We start from the raw sequence: 22,161 nt of genomic DNA, 5'->3' as shown, positions 1-22,161 counted from the left end.
CGGCCAGTTCGAGGATGCCCCGCTTGATGCCCTGCAACTGGTCGCCCGTGCGGGCCAGCATGAGCAGCAGGAAGGTATCCACCATCCCCGCCACGGCCACCTCGGACTGCCCGACGCCCACCGTCTCGACCCAGATGGTGTCGAAGCCGGCGGCCTCCATGATGAGCATGCCCTCGCGGGTGGCCCGCGCCACGCCGCCCAGGTGGTTGCCCGACGGGGAGGGGCGGATGAAGGCATGGTCGGACTCGGCCAGGTCGGCCATGCGCGTCCGATCGCCCAGCACGGATCCGCCCGAACGCGACGAGCTCGGGTCGACGGCCAGCACGGCGATCCGGTGACCCCGCTCGATCAGTCGGACGCCCATCGCGTTGATGAACGTCGACTTGCCAGCCCCGGGCACGCCGGAGATGCCCACGCGCACGGCGTTGCCCGTGTGCGGGCGCAGGAGTCCGAGGAGCTCCCGGGCCTTGTCGCGATGGTCAGGCCGGGAGCTCTCGACGAGGGTGAGAGCCCGCGCGACGTGCGCGCGGGACCCGGCGACCACCTGCTCGGCCAGCGTCGCCGGGTCGAGGCGCTGCCTCATGCGTCGGCGTCCTCCAGCCGCTTCATGAGGATCTCCAGCAACTCGTGGGCCGACTCCGGGATCTTCGTACCCGGCGGGTAGATCGCGTCCGCGCCGTGCTCGCGCAACTCCTCGAAGTCCTGGCTCGGGATGACGCCGCCGACGACGATCATCAGGTCCTCGCGGCCGAGCTTGTCCAGTTCCTCGCGGAGCGCGGGCACCAGTGTCAGGTGCCCCGCGGCCAGCGACGACACGCCGACCACGTGCACGTCCGCCTCGATCGCCTGGCGGGCGACCTCCTCGGGCGTCTGGAACAGCGGGCCCACGTCGACGTCGAAGCCGAGGTCGGCGTACGCCGTCGCGATCACCTTCTGGCCGCGGTCGTGGCCGTCCTGGCCCATCTTGGCGACGAGGATGCGCGGGCGGCGTCCCTCGATCTCCTCGAACTTCTCGACGAGCTTCTTCGTCTCCTCGACGGACTCGTTCGTCCCCGTCTCACGGCTGTACACGCCACTGATCGTACGGATCTGCGCGGTGTACCGGCCGAACTCGGCCTCGAGCGCATCGCTGATCTCACCCACGGACGCCTTGGCGCGCGCCGCGTCGATGGCCAGCTTGAGCAGGTTCCGCTCTGGATCGGTCGGATCCGGGTTCGCCGCCGCCCACGTCAGCTTGTCGAGGGCAGCCTTGACGGCGTCCGCGTCGCGCTCGGCGCGCAGCCGCTCCAGCTTGGCGATCTGCTGGGCGCGCACGCCGGCGTTGTCGACCTTCAGGACCTCGATCGGATCCTCGTCGTCCACCAGGTACTTGTTCACGCCGATCACCGGCTGGCGGCCGGAGTCGATGCGCGCCTGCGTGCGGGCCGCCGCCTCCTCGATGCGCATCTTCGGGATGCCGGCCTCGATGGCCTTCGCCATGCCGCCGGCCTGCTCGACCTCCTCGATCAGCGCCCACGCCTTGTTGGCCAGCTCGGCCGTGAGCTTCTCGACGTACGCCGATCCGCCCCACGGGTCGATCGGACGCGTCGTGCCCGACTCCTGCTGGATGAACAACTGAGTGTTGCGGGCGATGCGGGCGGAGAAGTCCGTCGGCAGGGCGATGGCCTCGTCGAGCGCGTTGGTGTGCAGCGACTGCGTGTGGCCCTGCGTGGCGGCCATGGCCTCCAGGCAAGTGCGGATCACGTTGTTGTACACGTCTTGCGCCGTCAGCGACCAGCCCGACGTCTGGCTGTGCGTGCGCAGCGACATCGACTTCGGGTTCTTCGCGCCTGCGTCCTTCACGAGACGCGCCCACAGCATGCGGGCGGCCCGCATCTTGGCGACCTCCATGAAGAAGTTCATGCCGATCGCCCAGAAGAAGCTCAGGCGCGGCGCGAACTTGTCCACGTCTAGCCCGACGCTCTGGCCGGCCCGAATGTATTCGACGCCGTCGGCCAGCGTGTACGCCATCTCGATGTCGGCCGTCGCGCCGGCCTCCTGCATGTGATAGCCGGAGATGGAGATCGAGTTGAACTTCGGCATGTTCGCGCTGGTGAACGCAAAGATGTCGGAGATGATCCGCATCGACGGGGCCGGAGGGTAGATGTAGGTGTTGCGGACCATGAACTCCTTGAGGATGTCGTTCTGGATGGTCCCGGCCAACTGCTCGGGCTTGACGCCCTGCTCCTCGGCCGCCACGACGTAGAGCGCCAGCACGGGCAGGACCGCGCCGTTCATCGTCATGGACACGCTCATCTGGTCCAGCGGAATCCCCTCGAACAACTGCCGCATGTCGAGGATCGAGTCGACGGCGACGCCCGCCATGCCCACGTCGCCCGACACCCGCGGGTGGTCGGAGTCGTAGCCGCGGTGGGTGGCGAGGTCGAACGCGATCGACAGGCCCTTCTGCCCAGCCGCGAGGTTGCGACGGTAAAAGGCGTTGGACTCCTCGGCGGTCGAGAAGCCGGCGTACTGACGGATCGTCCACGGCCGGTTGACGTACATGGTCGCGTACGGCCCGCGCAGGAACGGCGGCAGCCCCGGGCGGGTGTCGAGGAAGTCGAGGCCAGCGAGGTCGGCGTCCGTGAACAGCGGGGGCACCGTGATGAGCTCAGGCGTCTCCCACTCGGCGCCGGCGGCACCGAGTGCCGCGACGGCGTCCGCGTAGAGCGCGGCGGCGTCGGCCGGTGGCACCCCGTCGCCGAGATCGACGGAATCGAAACGTGGAATCATCGGGCAACCCCCAGCAGGTCGAAGGTGGAGTCGAGGAACTCGACGACGTTCATCCCGAGGCTGACGGTGCCGTCGATGAGGCCCTCGGGAACCTCACCGGCCTCCTTGAGCTGTCCGGCGAGGTAGACGCGCTCGACGCCGGCGTCCTTCAGCGCCTGCGCCACCGGCACGGCCTGATCGGCGTACACCTTCGCCGAACTGCACAGGATCACGAGCTTCGCACCCGCCTGTTTCGCCTGCGCGGCGATCTCGTCGGGCGTGCCCCCGTGGCTCTCGACCACACCGAGGCCGCCGACCAGCACCACGTTGGACGCAAACCCTTGCCGGGCACCGAAGTCGCGCTGCTCGCCCAGGCATGCCAGGAACACCTCGGGCGCCTGGCCCGTCGCTTCGGCGTGCTTCCACGCCGCCTCGCGCAACTCCTCGAAAACCTCGGCGTCCCGAATCTGCTTCAGCCCGCCCAACTCGGGGGCCTCCGGGCGCGGCTTCCCTTCGTAACGCTTCTCGCCGGCCAGCGGGAACATGCTCACGCCGGTCAACTCGATCGCACGGGTGGCGAGCTTGCCGGCCCGGTCGGCGTTGGTCGCGTCGATGCGTGCGGCGATCGAGCCGGACGCCAGCGCCGCGGCCATGCCGCCCGCGCCCTCGATCTCCTGCACGATCGTCCAGGCGGCCCGGGCAAGATCGTCGGTGAGCGATTCGACGAACCACGAGCCGCCGGCCGGGTCGGCCACGCGACCCAGGTGGCTCTCCTCGGCCGCGATCACCTGCGTGTTGCGGGCGATGCGCCGGCTGAACGGGGTCGGCAGTCCGTTCGCGTGGTCGAACGGCAAGACCGTGATGGCGTCCGCGCCACCCGCCGCCGCGCCGAAGGTCGCGATGGTGGTGCGCAGCATGTTCACGTGCGGGTCGACCTTGCTCATCATGCGGGGGCTGGTGACCGCGTGGATCGTCGCCCCGCGCAGGGGCTCCGGCACGCCGCACTCCTCCGTGACCCGCGCCCACAACCGGCGCAGCGCGCGCAGCTTGGCGATGGTCGCGAACTGGTCGGCGGTGGCGGCCACGCGGAACTCGATCTGGGACGCCGCCACCTCGGCCCCGACGCCGGCCTCGTCGAGGTCGCGCAGGTAGGCGATGCCGGTGGCGATCGCGAAGGCGAGTTCCTCGACGTCGGAGGCGCCCGCGCCGTGGTAGGGCACCACGTCGGCCGTGAGGGCGATGACGCCGGGCAGGTTGGCGGTGGCCTCGGCGACGTAGACGCGGTGTGCGCCCAGATCGGGCTCTGTGCCGTGCAGGGCGGCGTCCTTGAGGGCGTCGACGCCGAGGCAGCCCTTGACGGCCGCGAGGTCGGTGCCGGAGCCCTTGAGGACGGCGAGGAGCGCGTCCGCCGCCGCCTTCTGATCGTGCGTGCTCGTCACGCGGACGGCCGCGAGGTCGAGTTGGACGTCGGCCAGGACGGTCCCCAGCGCATCCGCGGGAACCGCGTCGGGATCGACGCGCAGCCAGACGGACGTGGCTCCCCGCTCGAGGTCATCGAGGATCGCCTGCCTGGTGACGGCGACGTCCGGATCCTCGTGGAGCTGCCGGACGCCCCAGGCGATGGCCTCGCCCGCCCGCGCCACGGCGCCTCGGGTGAAGGGCATCACGCCCGGATAGCCGATCTCGCCGTCCCAGTTCGTCTTCGTGTACAGCGGGGCGATCGCGATGTCGTCCAGCGTGGTCGAGGTGAGGCGCTTCAGGCCCGCCTCGATCGTGAGTTCTTTGCCCTCGGGGCGGCCCCGATTGAGGACCTTCAGGACCTCGGCCTCCCACTGTTCCTCGGTGGCGGCGTCGAACACGCCGGCCAGGTTGAGCTGTTCGGGGTCAACCGACATCTGGCCACTCCCTGTGCATCGTTTGCGTGGCGGGCCCCGGACGGACCCGGTCCCCTCCACCCTAGTGCTTGCGCCGGATGTTCGCCGGGTGTGCGGGGAGGAGGGCTGCAGGCCAGCGTACTACCCCGCGTAGTAAGGTGTCGCCGCCGGCACCTCCATGAATCGTGGCGGCTAGGCGTGATGAAATCCCGAATGGGTTATTTCCATAACGTTGGGCGAAATGTGCACACCGCTTTCGCACGGTCGCTAGCCTAACGCCCAGTCGTGCGGAACTCATCCGCGTGAAGGGAGCTTTTCAGATGGTCACGGTCATCATTGCCGCCCACGGGCACCTCGCGCCCGCCCTCATCGACTCTGCCGCGATGATCATGGGGGAGCAGGACGGCGTCGTCCCGGTGACGTTCGACCCGTCCGAGGGGCCGGACGACCTCCTCGCCAAGTACGAGGCTGCGGCCGAAGGCGAGACGCTCCTCCTCGTCGACTTCTTCGGGGGGAGCCCGTACAACGCGGCGGCGAGGTTCGCCGCCGCCCGCGAGGACACCGACATCGTCACCGGCGTCAGCCTCGCGATGCTGATCGAGGTGCTCGGCAAGCGTCGGGGTAGCGCCGACGTCGCCAAGCTCGTCGCGACCGCGAAGAAGGCCGGCGCGGCCGGCGTCCGGGTCTTCTCGGAGGTCTACACCAAGCCCACCGCAACCGTCGCCGAAGACGACGAAGGAGACGAACTGTAATGAAGGTCAAGCTGATGCGCATCGACTCGCGCCTCGTGCACGGTCAGATCGCGAACAACTGGGTGAACTTCCTCGGCGTGAACACGATCATCTGCGCCTCGGACGCCGCCGCCAACGACGAACTGCGCAAGACGCTGCTGCTGCAGGTCGGCTCGGCACCCACCAAGACCCACGTGCTCACGATCGCCAAGGCCGGCCGCGTCTTCACGAACCCGAAGTACGACAACATGGACGCCATCTTCATCTGCGAGACTCCGGGCGACGTCGTCCGGCTCATGGACGAGGGCGTCACCTTCGACGAGGTCAACGTGGGGGGCATGACCTTCAAGCAGGGCCAGACCCAGATCTCCAAGGCCGTCTCGGTCTTCCCCGAGGACGTCGAGGCCTTCAAGGAGCTCGAACGCCGCGGCATCAAGATGTACCTCCAGCAGATTCCCGGCTCCGAGCGCAGCGACCTGATGCCTGCGCTCAAGGCCAAGGGCCTCGTGTAGGCCCCCTTCCCCAGGAAAGGAGTGACTCATGTCACCTATTGCCTTGATCCTCGTCACGCTCGTGGCGTTGGTCGCAGGCATGGGCAGCGTGTGTGACGAGCGGCAGTTCCACCGCCCGCTCGTCGCGTGCACGCTGACCGGTCTCGCACTCGGCGACATCACCACCGGCGTGATCGTCGGCGGCACGCTCGAGTTGATCGCCCTCGGCTGGATGAACGTCGGTGCCGCCATGGCCCCGGACGCCGCCCTCGCCTCCACCGTGTCGACCGTGATCGTGATCCAGGGCGGGCAGTCGCCGGCCGAGGCCATCACCGTCGCGATCCCGCTGGCCGTCGCCGGCCAGGCGCTCACGATCTTCGTCCGCACCATCGCCGTGTTCTTCCAGCACCAGGCGGACAAGTTTGCGGAGACGGCCAACTTCAGAGGCATCGAGGCGATGCACGTCGCCGCGTTGCTGCTGCAGGGCCTCCGCGTGGCCATCCCGACCGCCATCGTGGCCATGATCGCATCGGGCGACGCGGTGCAGAACGCACTCGAGTCGATCCCGTCCGTCATCACCGGCGGCCTGCAGGTGGCCGGTGGCTTCATCGTGGTCGTCGGCTACGCGATGGTCATCAACATGATGAAGGCTCGCGCCCTCATGCCCTTCTTCTTCCTGGGCTTCGTGGTCTCGACCTTCATGACGACGCTCGACGCGGGCATCACGCTCGTGGCCCTCGGCATCGTCGGCGCATGCCTGGCCGTCATCTACGTGCAGCTCAACCCGATGTTCCACGACGCCGTCCGCCTCCCGGCGGCCACGCGTCAGCCGGCGATGGCCGGTGGCGGGGCTGACCTGGACGACGACCTCGACGACGAGCTGGATTGAGAGGAGCTGACATGACCACGACCCACGCCGTTGCGGAGAAGCAGCTGACCGCTGCCGATCAGCGCAACATGTACATCCGCTCCACGTTCCTGCTCGGCTCGTTCAACTTCGAACGCATGCAGGCCATCGGGTTCTGCGTGTCGATGATCCCGGCCATCAAGCGGTTCTACTCCTCCAAGGAGGACCAGGCCGAGGCACTCAAGCGGCACCTGGAGTTCTTCAACACCCAGCCGTGGGTGGCCTCGCCGGTCCTCGGCGTGACCGCCGCCATGGAGGAGTCCAAGTCACGTGGCGAGTCCATCGACGAGGCTGCGATCACCAACGTCAAGGTGGGCCTCATGGGCCCGCTGGCCGGCGTCGGCGACCCGATCTTCTGGGGCACGGCCCGTCCGGTCCTCGCCGCGCTCGGCGCGTCGCTGGCGCTGTCGGGCTCGATCGCCGGCCCGTTGCTGTTCTTCGTGGGCATCAACGTGCTGCGGTTCGTGACCCGCTGGTGGGGCTTCAAGCTCGGCTACGACCGGGGCACCGACATCGTCGCCGAGGTGGGTGGCAACCAGCTGCGCAAGATCACGCAGATGGCGTCCATCGTCGGCCTCTTCGTCATGGGCGCCCTCGTGTCGAAGTGGACGAGCATCAAGTTCCCGGGCATCGTGTCGCAGTACGAGAACTCGGCGGGCGAGCAGGTCACCACGACCGTCCAGGGCATCCTGGACTCGCTGCTGCCGGGCGTCGCGGCACTGGGGCTGACGTTCCTGTGCATGTGGCTGCTGCGCCGCAAGGTCAACGCCATCTGGATCATCCTCGGCATGTTCGCCGTGGGTATCCTCGGGTACTGGCTCGGTTGGCTGGGCCTCTGACCCCGATCGCGGTTTCCTGACTCGGTGGGGCGGGGTCTTCGGGCCCCGCCCCACCGGCGTCCCGGGCGCCGCTCTGGCAGAGAGGGAAGAAGGAGGAGAACGTTGCTCACGATGTTGGCGACCGACCTCGACGGCACCATCGTCTTCGAGCGCACCGTGCCGCCGGCCGAGAAGGCCGCGCTGGACCGGTGGCGTGCCGCCGGCCACGTGCTCGTGGTGTCCACCGGCAAGTCCATCTTCGCGACCGCGGACGTGCTCGGCCCCTCGGGCCTCGAGTTCGACTACTGCGTCTGTTACTCGGGTGCCGTCATCACCGACGGCGCCTACCGCGTCGTCGACGCGACCTACCTGCCGACCGACGTCGTCCGCGAGGTCTACGCCTACCTCAAGGACCGGCCGCACGTGGCCACGTACGCCACCACGATCGACAACGACTACGCGCTCGCCGACAACGCCGGCCGCGTCGACTCGATCCTCGCCAAGTTCACCCCGATGAGTCCGGACGAGTTCGGCGACCACGACTTCATCGGCATCCCCATGCTCGTCACCGACGACGCGGAGCGGGATCGCCTCGAGGCGTCCCTGCGGGAACGCTGGGGCGATCGCGTGGAGGTGCACCGCAACCAGGACTTCCTCGACATCGTGCCACCCGGCTCCGACAAGGGCATCGGCCTGCAGCGGCTGATCGCCGACCAGTTCGCCGACGTCGAGGTCGACCTGTGGACCATCGGCGACTCGTGGAACGACATCGGCATGCACCAGGTGGCCGACCACGCCGTCTGCTTCCCCTATTCCCCTCCCGAGGTCAAGGCGGTCTGCGACGTCGAGGTGGCGCACGCGCACGAACTGATCGACCGGGTGCTCGGTGACGCTTCCGGGGAAGACGCCTGATGGGCGTTTCCGACTGGCTCGCCCGTAGCCGCGAGAACGGGCCCGAGAACATCCGCCAGTGGGCGACCGGCACCGCTGGCAATGCCGGCTACACCTACGGCACCCACTACGTCGTCACCGGCCTGATGGTGCTTGCCATCGCGCTCTACCCGCTCACGCAGGGCTACGGGTCGATCGTCGCGCTCGCCGTCGCGATCGTCGTCATGGCCGGACGCCGGATGCTCGAGAACCAGGTGCGGCGCGACCTGTCCGATCTCGAGGAGGCGAAGACGCAGTTCACACGGACGCGGAACGCCGACTACCTCGAGTTCATCCGGCTGCGCGTCAACCAGATGCTGGCCGACAACAAGATGCTGCGCCCCGAGACGAAGGCAACGCTCGGCGAGTACCTCACCTGGGCCGAGAAGCGGGCCGGCTGAGTTCGTCGGGGGCGGGTGGTAGACATCTCGCATGCCCTGGTATGACGATCTCGACGCCTACGTGGCGCTGCCCCGCACGAACGCCCTCACGCTGTCGCCCGACGGGGCGCGCCTGGCGGCGTCCGTATCGACCCTCGATGCCAAGAAGACGGCCTGGGTGACGAGCCTGTGGTCGGTGGACGCCGCCGGTGCGGCCCCGGCGTCCCGGCTGACCCGGGGTGCGAAGGGCGAGAACGCGGCGGCGTGGACGCCGGCGGGCGATCTGTTGTTCCTCGCGAAGCGTCCGGCCGACGAGGACGATTCCGACGCGCCGGCCGCCTTGTGGCTGCTGCCGGCGGGTGGGGGAGAGCCGCGCGTGGTCGCCACGCATCCGGGCGGCTTCGGGGCGGTCAAGGTGGAGGGGTCGAGCTTGGTCGCGTCGGCCACGGTGCTGCCGGGCGCCACGACGATCGAATCGGACGCCGCCCTGCGGAAGGCCCGCACGGAGGGCAAGGTCGCGGCGATCCTGCACGCGGGCTACCCGGTGCGCTTCTGGGACCACGACCTGGGGCCGGGGCAGGTGCGGCTCTATGCGGCCGATCTGGGGGCGTTGGCCCCGGCCGCTGCGGGGGAAACCGACCCACGGCTGGAACTGCGCGACCTGACCCCCGACGTGGGCCCCCACCTGGCCGGGGGGTTCGCCCTCGCGCCGGACGGGTCGCACGTGGTGGTGGAGTGGCGCGAGTACGGCGAGCGGATCGCGACGCGGGAGTCGCTGGTCCGGATCGAGTTGGCCACCGGGGAGCGCACGACGCTGCACGCCGAGGAGGGTTTCGAGTTCTCCGCCCCCGTGATCAGCCCGGATTCGGCGTGGGTCGCCTACGCGCGCACGTCGGAAGGCACCCACGAGCGGGCCGGCGACACCGTGACGTGGGTGAGCCGCACCGACGGCTCCGCTGCGCGCGCGGTCACGCGGGGGTGGGACCACTGGGCGGGGGAGGTCCGGTGGCTGCCCGACTCCTCGGGCCTCGTCGCCACGGCCGACCACGACGGCCGCTGCCCCGTGTGGCTGCTGCCCTTCGACGACGCGCCGGTGCGGCTCACCGATGAGGGCGCCTACTCGAACCTCCATGTCGCGCCCGACGGGGCGTCGGTCTACGCGCTGCGCGCCTCGTACGCGTGCCCGAACGAGGTGGTGCGCGTGGGATTGGACGGGTCCGGGCCGGTGGTCTTGGCGGGGCCGACGGGCAGACCCGACCTGCCCGGCACCCTGACCGAGGTGGAGACGACCGCCGCCGACGGCGTCCGGATCAGGGCCTGGCTGTGTCTGCCCAAAGGGGCATCGGCTGAACGGCCGGCGCCGCTGGTGCTGTGGGTGCACGGGGGTCCGCTCAGTTCGTGGAACGCGTGGAGCTGGAGGTGGTGCCCCTGGCTGCTGGTGTCCCAGGGCTATGCGGTGCTGCTGCCCGACCCGGCGCTGTCGACCGGCTACGGACACGCCTTCCTCCAGCGCGGGTGGGGGCGCTGGGGCGCCGAACCGTTCACCGACCTCATGGCCATCACCGATGCCGTGGAGCGGCGTCCTGACACCGACGCGACCCGGACGGCCGCGATGGGGGGCTCGTTCGGTGGGTACATGGCGAACTGGATCGCGGGACACACCGACCGCTTCGACGCGATCGTGACGCACGCCTCCTTGTGGGCGCTGGACCAGTTCGGGCCGACGACCGACGCGGCCATGTGGTGGGCACGCGAGATGTCGCCCGCGATGGTGGCCGACCATTCGCCGCACTCCTCGGTGGGTGCTATCGCCACCCCGATGCTGGTGATCCACGGCGACAAGGACTACCGCGTCCCGATCGGTGAAGGGCTGCGGCTCTGGTACGAGTTGCTCACCGCGTCCGCGTTGCCGATGGATGCGGACGGGCGGACGGTCCACCGGTTCCTCTACTTCCCCGATGAGAACCATTGGGTGCTGAGCCCGGGGCACGCGAAGGTGTGGTACGAGGTCGTGCTCGGTTTCCTCGGCGAACACGTGCTCGGCAGGGACGCCCCGCGACACCCCAGCGTGCTCGGGTTGTCCGTCGCGGAGCTCGACGTCGACGATGTGTCCGGCCCGCACGACCCCGAGGGCTGACGCACCCTGTCGCGGCGTGCGAACATGGCGCAGTGACCGCTGAAACGCCTCGCGTGGTGCGCCCCGACTCGCCGTTCGCGCCGCTGCGCAACCGGGCCTTCTTCTGGCTGTGGCTTGGCGTGACGATCAGCGGCGTTGGCACGTGGATGCAGGCGGTCGGCGCGCAATGGCTGTTCGTGGACGATCCGAACGCGGCCACGATCGTGGCTCTGATCCAGACGGCGACCACGCTGCCCATGGTGTTGCTGTCGCTCCCCGCCGGAGTGTTGGCCGACATCTTCGATCGGCGCTGGCTGCTGTTCTTCGTGCAGTGCTACACGATCACCGTCGCCGCCACCTTGGCGTTGCTGGGCTTCCAGGGGGCGATCTCGGCTCCGCTGCTCCTCTCGTTCACGTTCGCGCTGGGCGTGGGCATGGCGCTGCAGGTGCCGACCTGGCAGTCGCTGATTCCCGAGGTCGTGCGCCGGGAGGAGATCGGGGCGGCCGCACGGCTCGACATGATCAGCGTCAACGTCGCCCGCGCGGTGGGGCCGGCGGTCGCCGGTGCGCTCATCGCGACCCTGGGCGTCCCAGCCGTGTTCGCGGCGAACGCGTGCTGTGTGGCCGTGATGGCTGTGATCCTGCTGGTGTGGCGGCGTCCGCGCGAATCGACCGGTGTGAGCCGCGAGCGGTTCCTTCCAGCGCTGCGTGCCGGTGGGCGTTTCGTCCGGCACGAGCCGATCGTGCGCCGCATCCTCGCCCGCTTGGCGATGTTCGTCGCCCCCGCGACCGCCATGTGGGCACTCCTGCCCATCATCGCGGCCCAGCGCCTGGGCGTCACGGCGGGCGGGTACGGCCTGCTGTTCGGCGCCCTCGGGGTGGGCGCGGTCAGCGGTGCGATGCTCATCCCGAAGGTGAAGGACCGGCTCTCGGCCAACGGGCTACTGGCGGTCGCGGCGGTGAGCTATGCGGTGGCGCTCGCCACGACGGTGCTTGTCCCTCTGTACGTGGTGGCGCTCCTCGCCCTCGTAGTGTGCGGGTTGGGGTGGACGGTGACGGCGTCCGTTCTCGTCGCGGAACTGCAGATGTTTCTGCCGGCGTGGGTGCGGGCGCGTGCGGTGGCGATCTACATGATGACGTTCACGGCCTCCCAGGCCGTCGCGTCGCCGATCTGGGGGCAAGTCACGCAGCATTTCGGCGTCGTGCCGGCCATCTGCGTCGCGGCCACGCTCACGGCGCTCACCGCCGTCGTCGGGATCTGGCTGCGCATGCCGGAGGCCAGCGCGGTGGACAACAGTCCGGCCGCCTTCTGGAGCGAGGTGGCCCTCGCCGTCGACCCCGACCCGTTCGGGGGGCCGGTCGCCGTGCAGGTCGACTACGAGGTGGCCCCCGAGAACCAGGAGGCGTTCGTCGCGGCGATGGAGGACATGCGTCGCTCCCGTCGGCGCAACGGCGCGACCGACTGGGTGTTCTACCGGGTCGGCGAGGAAGCCGAGCACTTCACCGAGATCTTCACCGTCGCGTCGTGGGAGGAGCACCTGCGCCAGCACGCGACCCGCCTGACGGCGCAGGATGCCGAGATCGAGGCCAACGCGTTCCGCTGGGCCTCCCGGCCGCCCCGGGGTCGCCACCTGCTGCCACCGGGGTCGGCGATGGTGAGCCCCGACGATCCGGACGCCGCTCGCTGAGGTGGGGCGGCGTCCCTGATCCGACGCGGCTCAGAGCACGCGCGCGTGCAGGACTCCGGGCACCGCCCGGATGCGGTCCACCAGCGCAGCAGGGACATCGCCGTCCACGTCCACGAGCGTGTAGGCGAGTTCGCCCCGCGAGCTGTTGACCAGGTCGGCGATGTTGAGGCCCGCCTCGCCGACCATCGTCGAGATCTGGCCGACCATGTTGGGAACGTTGGCGTTGGCGATGGCGAGCCGGCGGCGTCCCTCGGCGCGTGGGAGTTGAGCGTTGGGGAAGTTGACCGAGTTCCGGATCGTGCCGTCCTCGAGGTAGGCCTTCAGTTCGTCGGCCGCCATGACGGCGCAGTTGTCCTCGGCCTCCTTGGTGGACGCCCCCAGGTGCGGCAGGGTGACCACGTGGGGCCGCTTGTTGAGCAGCGGCGTCGGGAAGTCGCAGACGTAGCCCCGCAGCTGGTTGTTCTCGAGGGCTGCGATCAACGCGGTTTCGTCGACGATCGCACCGCGCGCGAAATTGAGGAGGACCGCCGACTTCTTCATGGCCTTGAACTGTTCGGCGCCGATCAGGCCACGGGTGCCATCGACGAGGGGGACGTGGACGGTGATGATGTCGGAGCGCTTGAGCATCTGCTCCAACGACGTGACGTGCTCGACCGAACTCGAGAGCGCCCAGGCGTGCTCGACGGTGATCGCCGGGTCGTAGCCGAGGACGCGCATACCGAGCGACACGGCTACGTTGGCGACCTCCACACCGATGGCCCCCAGCCCGATGACGCCGAGGGTGCGCCCCGGCAGCTCGAAGCCGACGTACGCCTTCTTCCCGGCCTCGACGAGCTTGTCCATGGTGGCGTGGTCGCCCTCGAGGCGGTGGGCGAACGCTGCGGCGTCCACGATGTTGCGGGCGGCGAGGAAGATGCCGGCGACGACGAGCTCCTTCACCGCGTTGGCGTTGGCGCCGGGCGTGTTGAACACGGGGATGCCGCGCTTCGACAGCTCGTCGACCGGAATGTTGTTCGTGCCGGCGCCTGCACGAGCCACGGCGAGGACGCTGGCCGGGATCGGTTCCCCGTGGAGCTTGGCGGAGCGCACGAGGAGGGCGTCCGGATCGGACACGTCATGGCTCACCTGGTAGCGGTCGCCGGGCAGCCGGGAGAGACCGACCGGGCTGATGGCGTTGAGGGTACGGATGCGAAACGTCATCTTGTGTTTTGGCGCGCGGCTCAGCCGTGGGTGCGCTCGAACTCCTTCATGAACTCGATGAGGGCATCGACACCCTCGGGCGGCATGGCGTTGTAGATGCTGGCTCGCATGCCGCCGACGGAGCGGTGGCCGGCGAGGTTGGTCAGCCCAGCGGTCTCGGCCTCGGCGACGAAGGGCTTGGTGAGGTCTGCGTCCGCGGTCAGGAAGGGGACGTTCATCCACGAGCGGGCGTCCGGAGCGACGGGGTTGGAGTAGAAGTCCGAGCCGTCGATGAAGGCGTAGAGCTTCTCTGCCTTGGCGCGGTTGCGCTCGGCCATGCCGGGCAGGCCACCTTGGCCCTTGACCCAGTCGAGCACCAACCCGAGCAGGTAGATGCCGAACGTGGATGGCGTGTTGATCATGGAGTCGGCGCCGGCCTGGACGGTGTAGTCCCAGACGGTCGGCGTCTCAGGGCGGGCGCGGCCGAGGAGGTCGCGGCGCACGATGACGACGACCAGCCCCGACGGGCCCATGTTCTTCTGCGCGCCGGCGTAGACGACACCGAACTTCGAGGTGTCGATCGGCCGGGAGAGGATCGTCGAGCTCATATCGGCGACGAGCGGGACGCCGCCCGTGGGGGGAACGTAGCCGAACTCCACACCGCGGATCGTCTCGTTGGGCGTGTAGTGGAGGTAGGCGGCCTCTCGGCCGACGGCGAACGAGTCCTCGGCGGGCAGAGTGGTGAAGTTGGTGTCGGACGTGTCGGCCAGGACGCGCACCTGCGCGTACTTCTTCGCCTCGGCGATGGCCTTCTTCGACCAGTCGCCGGTGTTGAGGAACTCGATGGTGGAGCCGGGCGTCGACAGGTTGAGGGGGAGTGCCGAGAACTGGCCGAGCGCGCCCCCCTGGAGGAACAGGACAGCGTAGTCATCCGAGATGCCCATGACCTCGCGCAGGGCTGCTTCGGTCGCGGCCGCGCAGGCGACGAACGCCTTGCCCCGGTGCGACACCTCCATCACCGACATGCCGCCACCACCCCAGTCGAGCAGTTCGGACTGGGCACGCTCGAGCACGGGCTCGGGCAGCATGGCGGGTCCTGCGGAGAAGTTGTACACGCGCATGGCCCGATTGTTTCACCGTCGTTACGCCCCTCCGGTGCGGCGTTCGCCCACCGAGAGGGCGGCGGGTGGCACGTGAAGGGCTTCACGTTTCTGACCGAGCTTTTCGTGGCACGTGCCAACAAACAACGGCTATGTCAGAAACGGTAGGTCGGCGGCGGCCCGGCCCTCTTGGGTGGACGCCGCCGGTGCGCCCGGGGTGCCCCGTGCGCTCCCCGTGGGTACGAATGCTCCCCGTAGGCACGAATGCTCCCCGTGGGTAAGAATGCTTCCGGTAGGCACGAACGCTCCCCGTCCGACGGGGAGCGCTCCCCCTATGCGCGTTTGCCCACCTTTGCAAAGGGAGCGTGTGCGCGCAAAGGGAGCTTGTGTGCCTACAGGGAGCGTGTGCACGTAGGGGGAGCATGTGCGGGCAGGGGAGCGTGGGGGACGACGGGGCGGGCGGCGATTTGCCGCGTCGCGGCGTCCGTGACAAACTTGACGGGTTGCTTTGACGCTGGTTGCGGCAAGGCTGCCTCGGGCGAGCCCCCGGGGCAGGTTCCGCAGGAAAGCCTCCCCGAGCAAGCCGGGCGGTCACCGCTGGGCCCTACCAAACCGAGACGAACGTCAGGTTTGTGCGGCCCGAAGGGCGCGACACGCCCGACCGCGGGGGTCGGAGTGGCAAGGGGTTTCTCAACCGAGGGGCCCACCGAGGACGGGGAAGATGCACCCCGGCCACGACCACGTAAGGATATCCATGGCGGGACAGAAGATCCGGATCCGACTCCGGGCCTATGACCATGAGGTCATCGACACGTCGGCGAAGAAGATCGTCGACACGGTCACCCGTACCGGCGCCCAGGTCGCCGGCCCGGTGCCCCTGCCGACCGAGAAGAACGTGTACTGCGTCATCCGGTCGCCGCACAAGTACAAGGACAGCCGCGAGCACTTCGAGATGCGCACCCACAAGCGGCTCATCGACATCCTCGACCCCACGCCGAAGACGGTTGACTCGCTCATGCGCCTCGACCTTCCGGCCGGTGTGGACATCGAGATCAAGCTTCCGTGAGGTCCGCCGCCATGAACAACGATCGCACCGTCAAGGGCATCCTGGGCTCCAAGCTCGGCATGACCCAGCTGTGGGACACCGACAACAAGGTCGTCCCCGTCACCGTCATCCAGGCCGGCCCTTGCGTCGTCACGCAGGTGCGCACGCCTGAGAAGGACGGCTACAACGCCGTCCAGCTCGCCTTCGGCGCCATCAAGCCCAAGAGCGTCAACGCCCCCGAGACCGGGCACTTCGAAGCTGCCGGTGTGACGCCGCGCCGCCACCTGGTGGAACTTCGCACCGCCGACGCCTCCGAGTACACGCTCGGCCAGGAAGTGGGTGCCGACACGTTCGCCGCCGGCGACATCGTGGACGTCACCGGCGTCACGAAGGGCAAGGGCACTGCGGGTGTCGTCAAGCGGCACGGCTTCCGCGGCCTCGGCGCCTCGCACGGCACGCACCGCAAGCACCGTGCGCCCGGCTCGATCGGCCAGTCGTCGACCCCGTCGCGTGTCTTCCCCGGCATGCGCATGGCGGGTCGCATGGGCGTCGAGAAGGTGACCGTCCAGAACCTCACCATCCACGAGGTGGACGCCGAGCGCGGGCTCATCCTGGTCAAGGGCTCCATTCCGGGCCCGAAGGGTGCCCTCGTCGTCGTCCGCACCGCGGCCAAGAAGGGAGCCAAGGCATGAGCCAGACCGTCAAGGTGCTCGGCACCAACGCCAAGGCCGAGTTGCCCGCCGAGATCTTCGACGCGGCCACCAATGTGCCGCTCATCCACCAGGTCGTCGTGGCCCAACAGGCCGCGGCCCGCCAGGGCACGCACGCCACCAAGACCCGGGGCGACGTCTCCGGCGGTGGCGCCAAGCCGTGGCGCCAAAAGGGCACCGGTCGCGCCCGTCAGGGTTCGCGCCGCGCCCCGCAGTGGACCGGCGGTGGCACCGTCCACGGCCCGCAGCCGCACGGCTACGCCCAGCGCACGCCCAAGAAGATGATCGCCGCCGCCCTGCGCGGGGTGCTTTCGGACCGGGCGCGTGACGGCCGCGTGCACGTCGTCGCCGACTTCGGCCTCGAGGCTCCCTCCACCAAGCAGGCGCTCAAGGCGCTCGAGTCCGTGACCGGGCGCCGCGTCCTCGTGGTGTTGGACCGGGACGAGACGAACGCGTGGCTCAGCCTGCGCAACGTCGCCTCGGTGCACCTGCTCGCCTGGGACCAGCTGAACGCGTACGACGTGGTTGTCTCCGACGACGTCGTGTTCTCCTCCGCCGCGCTGGACGCCTTCGTGGCGGCCCGCTCCGGCGCCGCCCGCGCGAAGACGGAGGAGGCCGACGAAGCGACCGCGGCCAAGGCCGAACCGAAGGCCAAGGCCGAGTCGGCGGCGTCCGAGAACGAGGCCCCGTACGGCAAGGACTCCTACCGTGGCGAGAACCCGCCCGCGGGCTTCGACATCAAGGGCAACGAGGACTCCATGAAGTTCCACACGCCCGAATCGCCGTGGTACGACCGCACGAAGGCCGAGGTCTGGTTCAAGACCAGCAAGGCGGCCGAGAAGGCCGGCTTCGTCGACGTCACGGCCAAGGACGAGGAGGCTGACAAGTGAGCACCCCGCTGAAGATCAAGGACCATCGCGACGTGCTGCTCGCGCCGGTCGTGAGCGAGAAGAGCTACGGGCTCCTCGACGAGAACAAGTACACGTTCCTCGTGGACCCCCGCTCGAACAAGACCGAGATCAAGATCGCCGTCGAGAAGGTGTTCGGTGTCAAGGTCCTTTCCGTGAACACGATCAACCGGAAGGGCAAGAGCCGCCGGACGCGTTACGGCACCGGCAAGCGCCCCGACACCAAGCGGGCCATCGTGACGGTGGCCGAGGGCGATCGCATCGACATCTTCGGCCAGGCGTGAGCCGGCGAGACAAGGACGATTGAGCATGGCTATTCGTAAGTACAAGCCGACCACCCCGGGCCGCCGCGGCTCGTCGGTGTCGGACTTCGCAGAGATCACCCGGTCCACGCCCGAGAAGTCGCTGACGGTGCCGGTGAAGAAGACCGGCGGCCGCAACAACCAGGGCCGCATCACCACCCGCCACATCGGCGGCGGTCACAAGCAGGCCTACCGCCTCATCGACTTCAAGCGCTACGACAAGGACGGGGTCCCGGCCAAGGTCGCTCACATCGAGTACGACCCCAACCGCACCGCTCGCATCGCCCTGCTCCACTACGTGGACGGCGAGAAGCGCTACATCATCGCCCCGCAGGGTCTGGCGCAGGGCATGAAGGTCGAAGCCGGGGAAGGCGCCGACATCAAGCCGGGCAACAACCTTCCCCTGCGCAACATCCCCGTCGGCACCACGGTGCATGCGGTGGAACTGCGCCCCGGCGGCGGCGCCAAGATGGGCCGTTCGGCCGGCGCCCGCATCCAGCTCGTGGCGCGCGAGGGCCGCTTCGCAACCCTGCGTCTGCCCTCGGGCGAGATGCGCATGGTCGACGTCCGCTGCCGCGCGACGGTGGGTGAGGTCGGCAACGCCGAGCAGTCCAACATCAACTGGGGCAAGGCCGGACGCAACCGCTGGAAGGGCATCCGCCCGACCGTTCGCGGTGTCGTCATGAACCCGATCGACCACCCGCACGGTGGTGGCGAGGGTCGCACCTCCGGTGGCCGGCACCCGGTGAGCCCGTGGGGCAAGCCCGAGGGCCGCACCCGCAACAAGAACAAGGCGAGCAACAAACTCATCGTCCGCCGTCGCAAGACCGGCAAGAAGCGCTGATCGGGGAGTAGGAAGAGATGCCACGCAGCCTGAAGAAGGGCCCCTTCATCGACGAGCACCTGGCCAAGAAGGTCGATGCTCAAAACGACAAGGGTACCAAGAACCTCATCAAGACCTGGTCGCGCCGTTCGATGATCAGCCCCGACATGATCGGTCACACCATCGCGGTGCACGACGGTCGCAAGCACGTGCCGGTGTTCGTCTCCGAGGCCATGGTGGGGCACAAGCTGGGCGAGTTCGCCCCGACGCGCACCTACCGCGGTCACGTGAAGGACGACAAGAAGTCGCGACGCCGCTGAGCGCCACGAGAGAAGGATTTGGATTCATGAGCGAGAACACCACGCGGCCGAGTCGCCGCGCTGCGCTGCTCGGGGACCGTCCCGGCTCGTACGCCATCGCGCGTCACGTCCGGATGTCGCCGACCAAAGTGCGCCGGGTCGTGGACGTCGTCCGCGGCATGGACGTCGCCGAAGCGCTGGCTGTCCTGCGGTTCCAGCCGCAGGCCGCTGCCGAGCCGGTCGCCAAGGTGGTCGCCTCCGCGGCCGCCAACGCCGAACACACCGAGGGCCTGCGTTCGGATGACCTGTTCATCTCGACGGCCTTCGTCGACGAAGGCGTCACGCTGCGCCGCATCCGTCCGCGGGCCAAGGGCTCCGCGAGCCGGATCCTGAAGCGTGCGTCGCACATCACTGTCGTTGTCGAGCCCAAGGGCCAGAAGGGAGCCTGAGCATGGGACAGAAGATCAATCCCCATGGCTTCCGCCTGGGCACCACCACCGACCACAAGACCCGCTGGTACGCAGACAAGAACTATGCGGAGCTCGTGGCCGAGGACGTCAAGATCCGCGAGTATCTGACGAAGAACCTCGAGCGCGCCGGCATCAGCTCGATCGAGATCGAGCGCCGGTCCGAGCGGGTCACGATCTTCCTGCACGCCGCCCGGCCGGGCATCGTCATCGGCCGCAACGGCGCCGAGGCGGAGCGCGTCCGCGGTGCGCTGGAGAAGCTGACCGGCAAGCAGGTGCAGCTCAACATCCTCGAGGTGAAGAACCCGGAGATCGACGCCCAGCTCGTCGCCCAGGGCATCGCCGAGCAGCTCGGCGCCCGCGTGGCGTTCCGCCGGGCGATGCGCAAGGCGCAGCAGACCGCGATGAGGTCGGGCGCCCTCGGCATCAAGATCCAGGGCTCCGGCCGTCTCGGCGGCGCCGAGATGAGCCGCTCGGAGTTCTATCGCGAGGGTCGCGTGCCGCTGCACACGATGCGCGCCGACATCGACTACGGCTTCTACGAGGCCCGCACCACGTTCGGCCGTATCGGCGTCAAGGTGTGGATCTACAAGGGCGACGTCTCGGGCACCCGCGCCGAGCGCGCCGCCCAGAAGGCCGCCCGCGCCGCCACCGGCGGTCAGCGTCGCCCGGGCCGCGGCCCGCGTCGTGACGGTGGCCCGCGCGAGAACCGTCCCGAGCGTGGCGGACGCCGCCGCGCCGAAGCCGCCGCCGAGGCCCCCGTGGCCGAGGGTGCGCAGACCGAAGGAGCGTGACCATGCTGATTCCGCGTCGCGTCAAGCACCGCAAGCAGCACCACCCGAAGCGTGACGGGATGGCGAAGGGCGGCACCAAGCTGGCCTTCGGTGACTACGGCATCCAGGCCCTGGAGAGCTCGTACCTCACCAACCGCCAGATCGAGAGCGCCCGTATCGCCATGACCCGCCACATCAAGCGTGGCGGCAAGGTCTGGATCAACGTGTACCCGGACCGTCCCATGACGAAGCACCCCGCCGAGTCCCGCATGGGTTCCGGCAAGGGCTCGCCCGAGTGGTGGGTCGCCAACATCAAGCCGGGCCGCGTGCTCTTCGAGCTGTCCGGCGTGCCGGAGGAGGTGGCCCGCGAGGCCATGCGTCTGGCCATTCACAAGCTGCCGTTCAAGGCGCGCTTCATCAAGCGGGAAGCAGGTGAGATCTGATGGCGAAGGCTGTCACCGCCGCCGATCTGCGCGGCTTGAACCGCAACGAGCTGGATGCCAAGGTTCGTGAGCTGAAGGAGGAGTTGTTCACGCTCCGCTTCGCCGCCGCCACCGGTCAGCTGGAGAGCCACGGACGCCTCCGCGAAGTTCGCAAGGACATCGCCCGGGTGTACACCGTCATCCAGGAGCGCAACCTCGGCATCGTCCCCGACCCTGACGAGAACTGAAGGACCAAGCAATGAGTGAGACTGTCGAGCGCAACTCGCGCAAGGTTCGTGAGGGCCTCGTCGTGAGCGACAAGATGGACAAGACCATCACCGTCGCCATCGAGCAGCGCGTCAAGCACGCCCTGTACGGCAAGGTCATGACGAAGACCCTGAAGCTGAAGGCCCACGACGAGGAGAACTCCGCGGGCATCGGCGACCGGGTGCGCATCATGGAGACCCGGCCCCTGTCGGCCACCAAGCGCTGGCGCCTCGTGGAGATCCTCGAGAAGGCCAAGTGACGCGTGGGGCGTCCGCGCCCCGCACCTTCATCCGGAGCTGTTGACGAGCTGACCCCGGCTTGGAAACCCGACCAGCGAAGACCAGCAGCTGCGCCGCCCGCGGGCGGCACCGGGACCGTTTTGAAAGGCCCGCCCCCACCGGGGCGGGAACCGGCGGAACAAGGAAAGAAGAATCATGATTCAGCAGGAGTCGCGGCTGAAGGTCGCCGACAACACGGGTGCGAAGGAACTCCTTTGCATCCGCGTGCTCGGCGGCTCCAAGCGCCGCTACGCCGGCCTGGGCGACCGCATCGTCGCCACGGTCAAGGACGCCATCCCCGGCGGCAACGTGAAGAAGGGCGAGGTCGTCAAGGCCGTCATCGTCCGCACCACCAAGGAGACCCGTCGCCCCGACGGCTCCTACATCAAGTTCGACGAGAACGCGGCGGTCATCCTCCGCAACGACGGCGAGCCGCGTGGCACCCGCATCTTCGGCCCGGTGGGCCGCGAGCTGCGCGACAAGCGCTTCATGCGCATCATCTCGCTGGCCCCGGAGGTGATCTGACATGGCGAACAGCCTGCACGTAAAGAAGGGCGACACCGTCCGCGTCATCGCCGGCGACCACAAGGGCGCCACGGGCGAGATCATCAAGGTCTTCCCCAAGGAGAACAAGGTCATCGTCGAGGGCGTGAACATCGTCAAGAAGCACACCCCGGCGAACCCGAACGACCGCCGCAACGACGGCGGGATCATCGAGACCGAGGCGCCGATCCACGCGTCGAACGTCCAGCTCGTCGTCGGCTCCGGCAAGAACGCCCAGCTCACCCGCGTCGGCTACAAGCGGGTCGAGGTGACGAAGCGGCGTCCGGACGGCTCCGAATACACCGCCGAGCGCAGCGTCCGCATCGCTCGCAAGACCGGGAAGGAGATCTGAGATGGCC

26 protein-coding genes are annotated in these 22,161 nt (G+C 68.9%); 21 read left to right on the top strand and 5 right to left on the bottom strand.

Annotation, left to right across the window (positions count from 1 at the left end):
• The 3 genes from meaB to mutA all read right to left on the bottom strand — a co-directional run.
• Positions 1-583, bottom strand: a 583-nt coding sequence (gene meaB, locus Q1K57_RS10695) for a methylmalonyl Co-A mutase-associated GTPase MeaB (protein ID WP_300082203.1), incomplete at its 3' end; no start/stop codon positions are given.
• Positions 580-2,772 carry a methylmalonyl-CoA mutase gene (gene scpA / locus Q1K57_RS10690; protein ID WP_300082200.1) on the bottom strand — a complete coding sequence of 731 codons (2,193 nt, stop codon included), beginning with the start codon at positions 2,770-2,772 and terminating at the stop codon, positions 580-582. The genes scpA and meaB, both read right to left, overlap by 4 nt.
• The gene (mutA, locus tag Q1K57_RS10685; RefSeq protein ID WP_300082197.1) at positions 2,769-4,646 is read right to left on the bottom strand and encodes a methylmalonyl-CoA mutase small subunit; all 1,878 of its coding nucleotides are present in this window, start codon (positions 4,644-4,646) and stop codon (positions 2,769-2,771) included. Before mutA ends, scpA begins: the two co-directional genes overlap by 4 nt.
• A gap of 299 nt (positions 4,647-4,945) precedes the next feature.
• Between mutA and Q1K57_RS10680 the strand changes: the two genes are divergently transcribed.
• From Q1K57_RS10680 to Q1K57_RS10645, 8 genes are all read left to right on the top strand, one after another.
• Positions 4,946-5,377, top strand: a complete 432-nt coding sequence (locus Q1K57_RS10680) for a PTS sugar transporter subunit IIA (protein WP_300082194.1) — start codon at positions 4,946-4,948, stop codon at positions 5,375-5,377.
• Positions 5,377-5,868, top strand: coding sequence for a PTS sugar transporter subunit IIB (locus Q1K57_RS10675; RefSeq protein WP_300082191.1), 492 nt, complete (start codon positions 5,377-5,379; stop codon positions 5,866-5,868). The genes Q1K57_RS10680 and Q1K57_RS10675 overlap by 1 nt, the downstream gene beginning before the upstream one ends.
• A 28-nt stretch (positions 5,869-5,896) precedes the next feature.
• Complete coding sequence (locus Q1K57_RS10670) at positions 5,897-6,736, top strand: PTS mannose/fructose/sorbose transporter subunit IIC (protein ID WP_300082188.1); 840 nt, start codon at positions 5,897-5,899, stop codon at positions 6,734-6,736.
• Between the two features lie 11 nt (positions 6,737-6,747).
• Positions 6,748-7,593: a PTS mannose transporter subunit IID gene (gene manZ / locus Q1K57_RS10665; RefSeq protein ID WP_300082185.1), complete on the top strand. Its 846-nt coding sequence runs from the start codon at positions 6,748-6,750 to the stop codon at positions 7,591-7,593.
• Positions 7,594-7,704: 111 nt separating this feature from the next.
• Positions 7,705-8,484, top strand: coding sequence for an HAD family hydrolase (locus Q1K57_RS10660; RefSeq protein ID WP_300082206.1), 780 nt, complete (start codon positions 7,705-7,707; stop codon positions 8,482-8,484).
• Entirely contained in the window at positions 8,484-8,903 is a 420-nt protein-coding gene (locus Q1K57_RS10655; RefSeq protein ID WP_300082183.1) for a hypothetical protein, read from the top strand. The genes Q1K57_RS10660 and Q1K57_RS10655 overlap by 1 nt, the downstream gene beginning before the upstream one ends.
• 31 nt (positions 8,904-8,934) lie before the next feature.
• A complete protein-coding gene (locus Q1K57_RS10650; protein ID WP_300082181.1) occupies positions 8,935-11,019 on the top strand; it encodes a prolyl oligopeptidase family serine peptidase in 2,085 nt (694 codons plus the stop codon).
• Between the two features lie 32 nt (positions 11,020-11,051).
• Complete coding sequence (locus Q1K57_RS10645) at positions 11,052-12,686, top strand: MFS transporter (RefSeq protein ID WP_300082179.1); 1,635 nt, start codon at positions 11,052-11,054, stop codon at positions 12,684-12,686.
• 30 nt (positions 12,687-12,716) lie between these two features.
• Here Q1K57_RS10645 and Q1K57_RS10640 read toward each other — a convergent pair whose 3' ends face one another.
• Both Q1K57_RS10640 and serC read right to left on the bottom strand, forming a co-directional pair.
• Entirely contained in the window at positions 12,717-13,886 is a 1,170-nt protein-coding gene (locus tag Q1K57_RS10640) for a phosphoglycerate dehydrogenase (RefSeq protein ID WP_300082177.1), read from the bottom strand.
• Between the two features lie 20 nt (positions 13,887-13,906).
• Positions 13,907-14,986, bottom strand: a complete 1,080-nt coding sequence (gene serC / locus Q1K57_RS10635) for a 3-phosphoserine/phosphohydroxythreonine transaminase (RefSeq protein WP_300082175.1) — start codon at positions 14,984-14,986, stop codon at positions 13,907-13,909.
• Positions 14,987-15,719: 733 nt separating this feature from the next.
• Here serC and rpsJ point away from each other — a divergent pair.
• The 13 genes from rpsJ to rplX all read left to right on the top strand — a co-directional run bounded on the left by rpsJ (position 15,720) and on the right by rplX (position 22,154).
• Complete coding sequence (gene rpsJ, locus Q1K57_RS10630) at positions 15,720-16,031, top strand: 30S ribosomal protein S10 (protein ID WP_129459144.1); 312 nt, start codon at positions 15,720-15,722, stop codon at positions 16,029-16,031.
• Positions 16,032-16,042: 11 nt separating this feature from the next.
• Positions 16,043-16,702, top strand: coding sequence for a 50S ribosomal protein L3 (gene rplC / locus Q1K57_RS10625; RefSeq protein ID WP_300082170.1), 660 nt, complete (start codon positions 16,043-16,045; stop codon positions 16,700-16,702).
• On the top strand, positions 16,699-17,610 hold the full coding sequence (gene rplD, locus Q1K57_RS10620) for a 50S ribosomal protein L4 (RefSeq protein ID WP_300082167.1): 912 nt from the start codon (positions 16,699-16,701) through the stop codon (positions 17,608-17,610). Before rplC ends, rplD begins: the two co-directional genes overlap by 4 nt.
• Complete coding sequence (gene rplW / locus Q1K57_RS10615) at positions 17,607-17,912, top strand: 50S ribosomal protein L23 (RefSeq protein ID WP_300082165.1); 306 nt, start codon at positions 17,607-17,609, stop codon at positions 17,910-17,912. Before rplD ends, rplW begins: the two co-directional genes overlap by 4 nt.
• 25 nt (positions 17,913-17,937) lie before the next feature.
• A complete protein-coding gene (rplB, locus tag Q1K57_RS10610) occupies positions 17,938-18,774 on the top strand; it encodes a 50S ribosomal protein L2 (RefSeq protein WP_300082163.1) in 837 nt (278 codons plus the stop codon).
• A 17-nt stretch (positions 18,775-18,791) separates the two neighbouring features.
• Complete coding sequence (gene rpsS / locus Q1K57_RS10605) at positions 18,792-19,073, top strand: 30S ribosomal protein S19 (RefSeq protein WP_300082161.1); 282 nt, start codon at positions 18,792-18,794, stop codon at positions 19,071-19,073.
• Positions 19,074-19,099: 26 nt separating this feature from the next.
• Positions 19,100-19,501, top strand: coding sequence for a 50S ribosomal protein L22 (rplV, locus tag Q1K57_RS10600; protein WP_300082159.1), 402 nt, complete (start codon positions 19,100-19,102; stop codon positions 19,499-19,501).
• A 2-nt stretch (positions 19,502-19,503) separates the two neighbouring features.
• Positions 19,504-20,313, top strand: a complete 810-nt coding sequence (gene rpsC, locus Q1K57_RS10595) for a 30S ribosomal protein S3 (RefSeq protein WP_300082158.1) — start codon at positions 19,504-19,506, stop codon at positions 20,311-20,313.
• Positions 20,314-20,315: 2 nt separating this feature from the next.
• Positions 20,316-20,735, top strand: a complete 420-nt coding sequence (gene rplP, locus Q1K57_RS10590) for a 50S ribosomal protein L16 (RefSeq protein ID WP_300082156.1) — start codon at positions 20,316-20,318, stop codon at positions 20,733-20,735.
• Positions 20,735-20,962: a 50S ribosomal protein L29 gene (rpmC, locus tag Q1K57_RS10585; RefSeq protein WP_300082153.1), complete on the top strand. Its 228-nt coding sequence runs from the start codon at positions 20,735-20,737 to the stop codon at positions 20,960-20,962. The genes rplP and rpmC overlap by 1 nt, the downstream gene beginning before the upstream one ends.
• 11 nt (positions 20,963-20,973) lie before the next feature.
• Positions 20,974-21,240, top strand: coding sequence for a 30S ribosomal protein S17 (rpsQ, locus tag Q1K57_RS10580; protein WP_300082151.1), 267 nt, complete (start codon positions 20,974-20,976; stop codon positions 21,238-21,240).
• Between the two features lie 175 nt (positions 21,241-21,415).
• The gene (rplN, locus tag Q1K57_RS10575) at positions 21,416-21,784 is read left to right on the top strand and encodes a 50S ribosomal protein L14 (RefSeq protein WP_300082148.1); all 369 of its coding nucleotides are present in this window, start codon (positions 21,416-21,418) and stop codon (positions 21,782-21,784) included.
• Between the two features lies 1 nt (position 21,785).
• Positions 21,786-22,154 carry a 50S ribosomal protein L24 gene (gene rplX, locus Q1K57_RS10570; RefSeq protein ID WP_300082146.1) on the top strand — a complete coding sequence of 123 codons (369 nt, stop codon included), beginning with the start codon at positions 21,786-21,788 and terminating at the stop codon, positions 22,152-22,154.
• Positions 22,155-22,161: the final 7 nt, after the last annotated feature.

The organism is Propioniciclava sp., assembly GCF_029977985.1.
Taxonomy (GTDB): Bacteria; Actinomycetota; Actinomycetes; order Propionibacteriales; family Propionibacteriaceae; genus Propioniciclava.
Note: the sequence above shows the minus strand (reverse complement) of the source record. Positions and strands in the feature narration are given on the sequence as shown.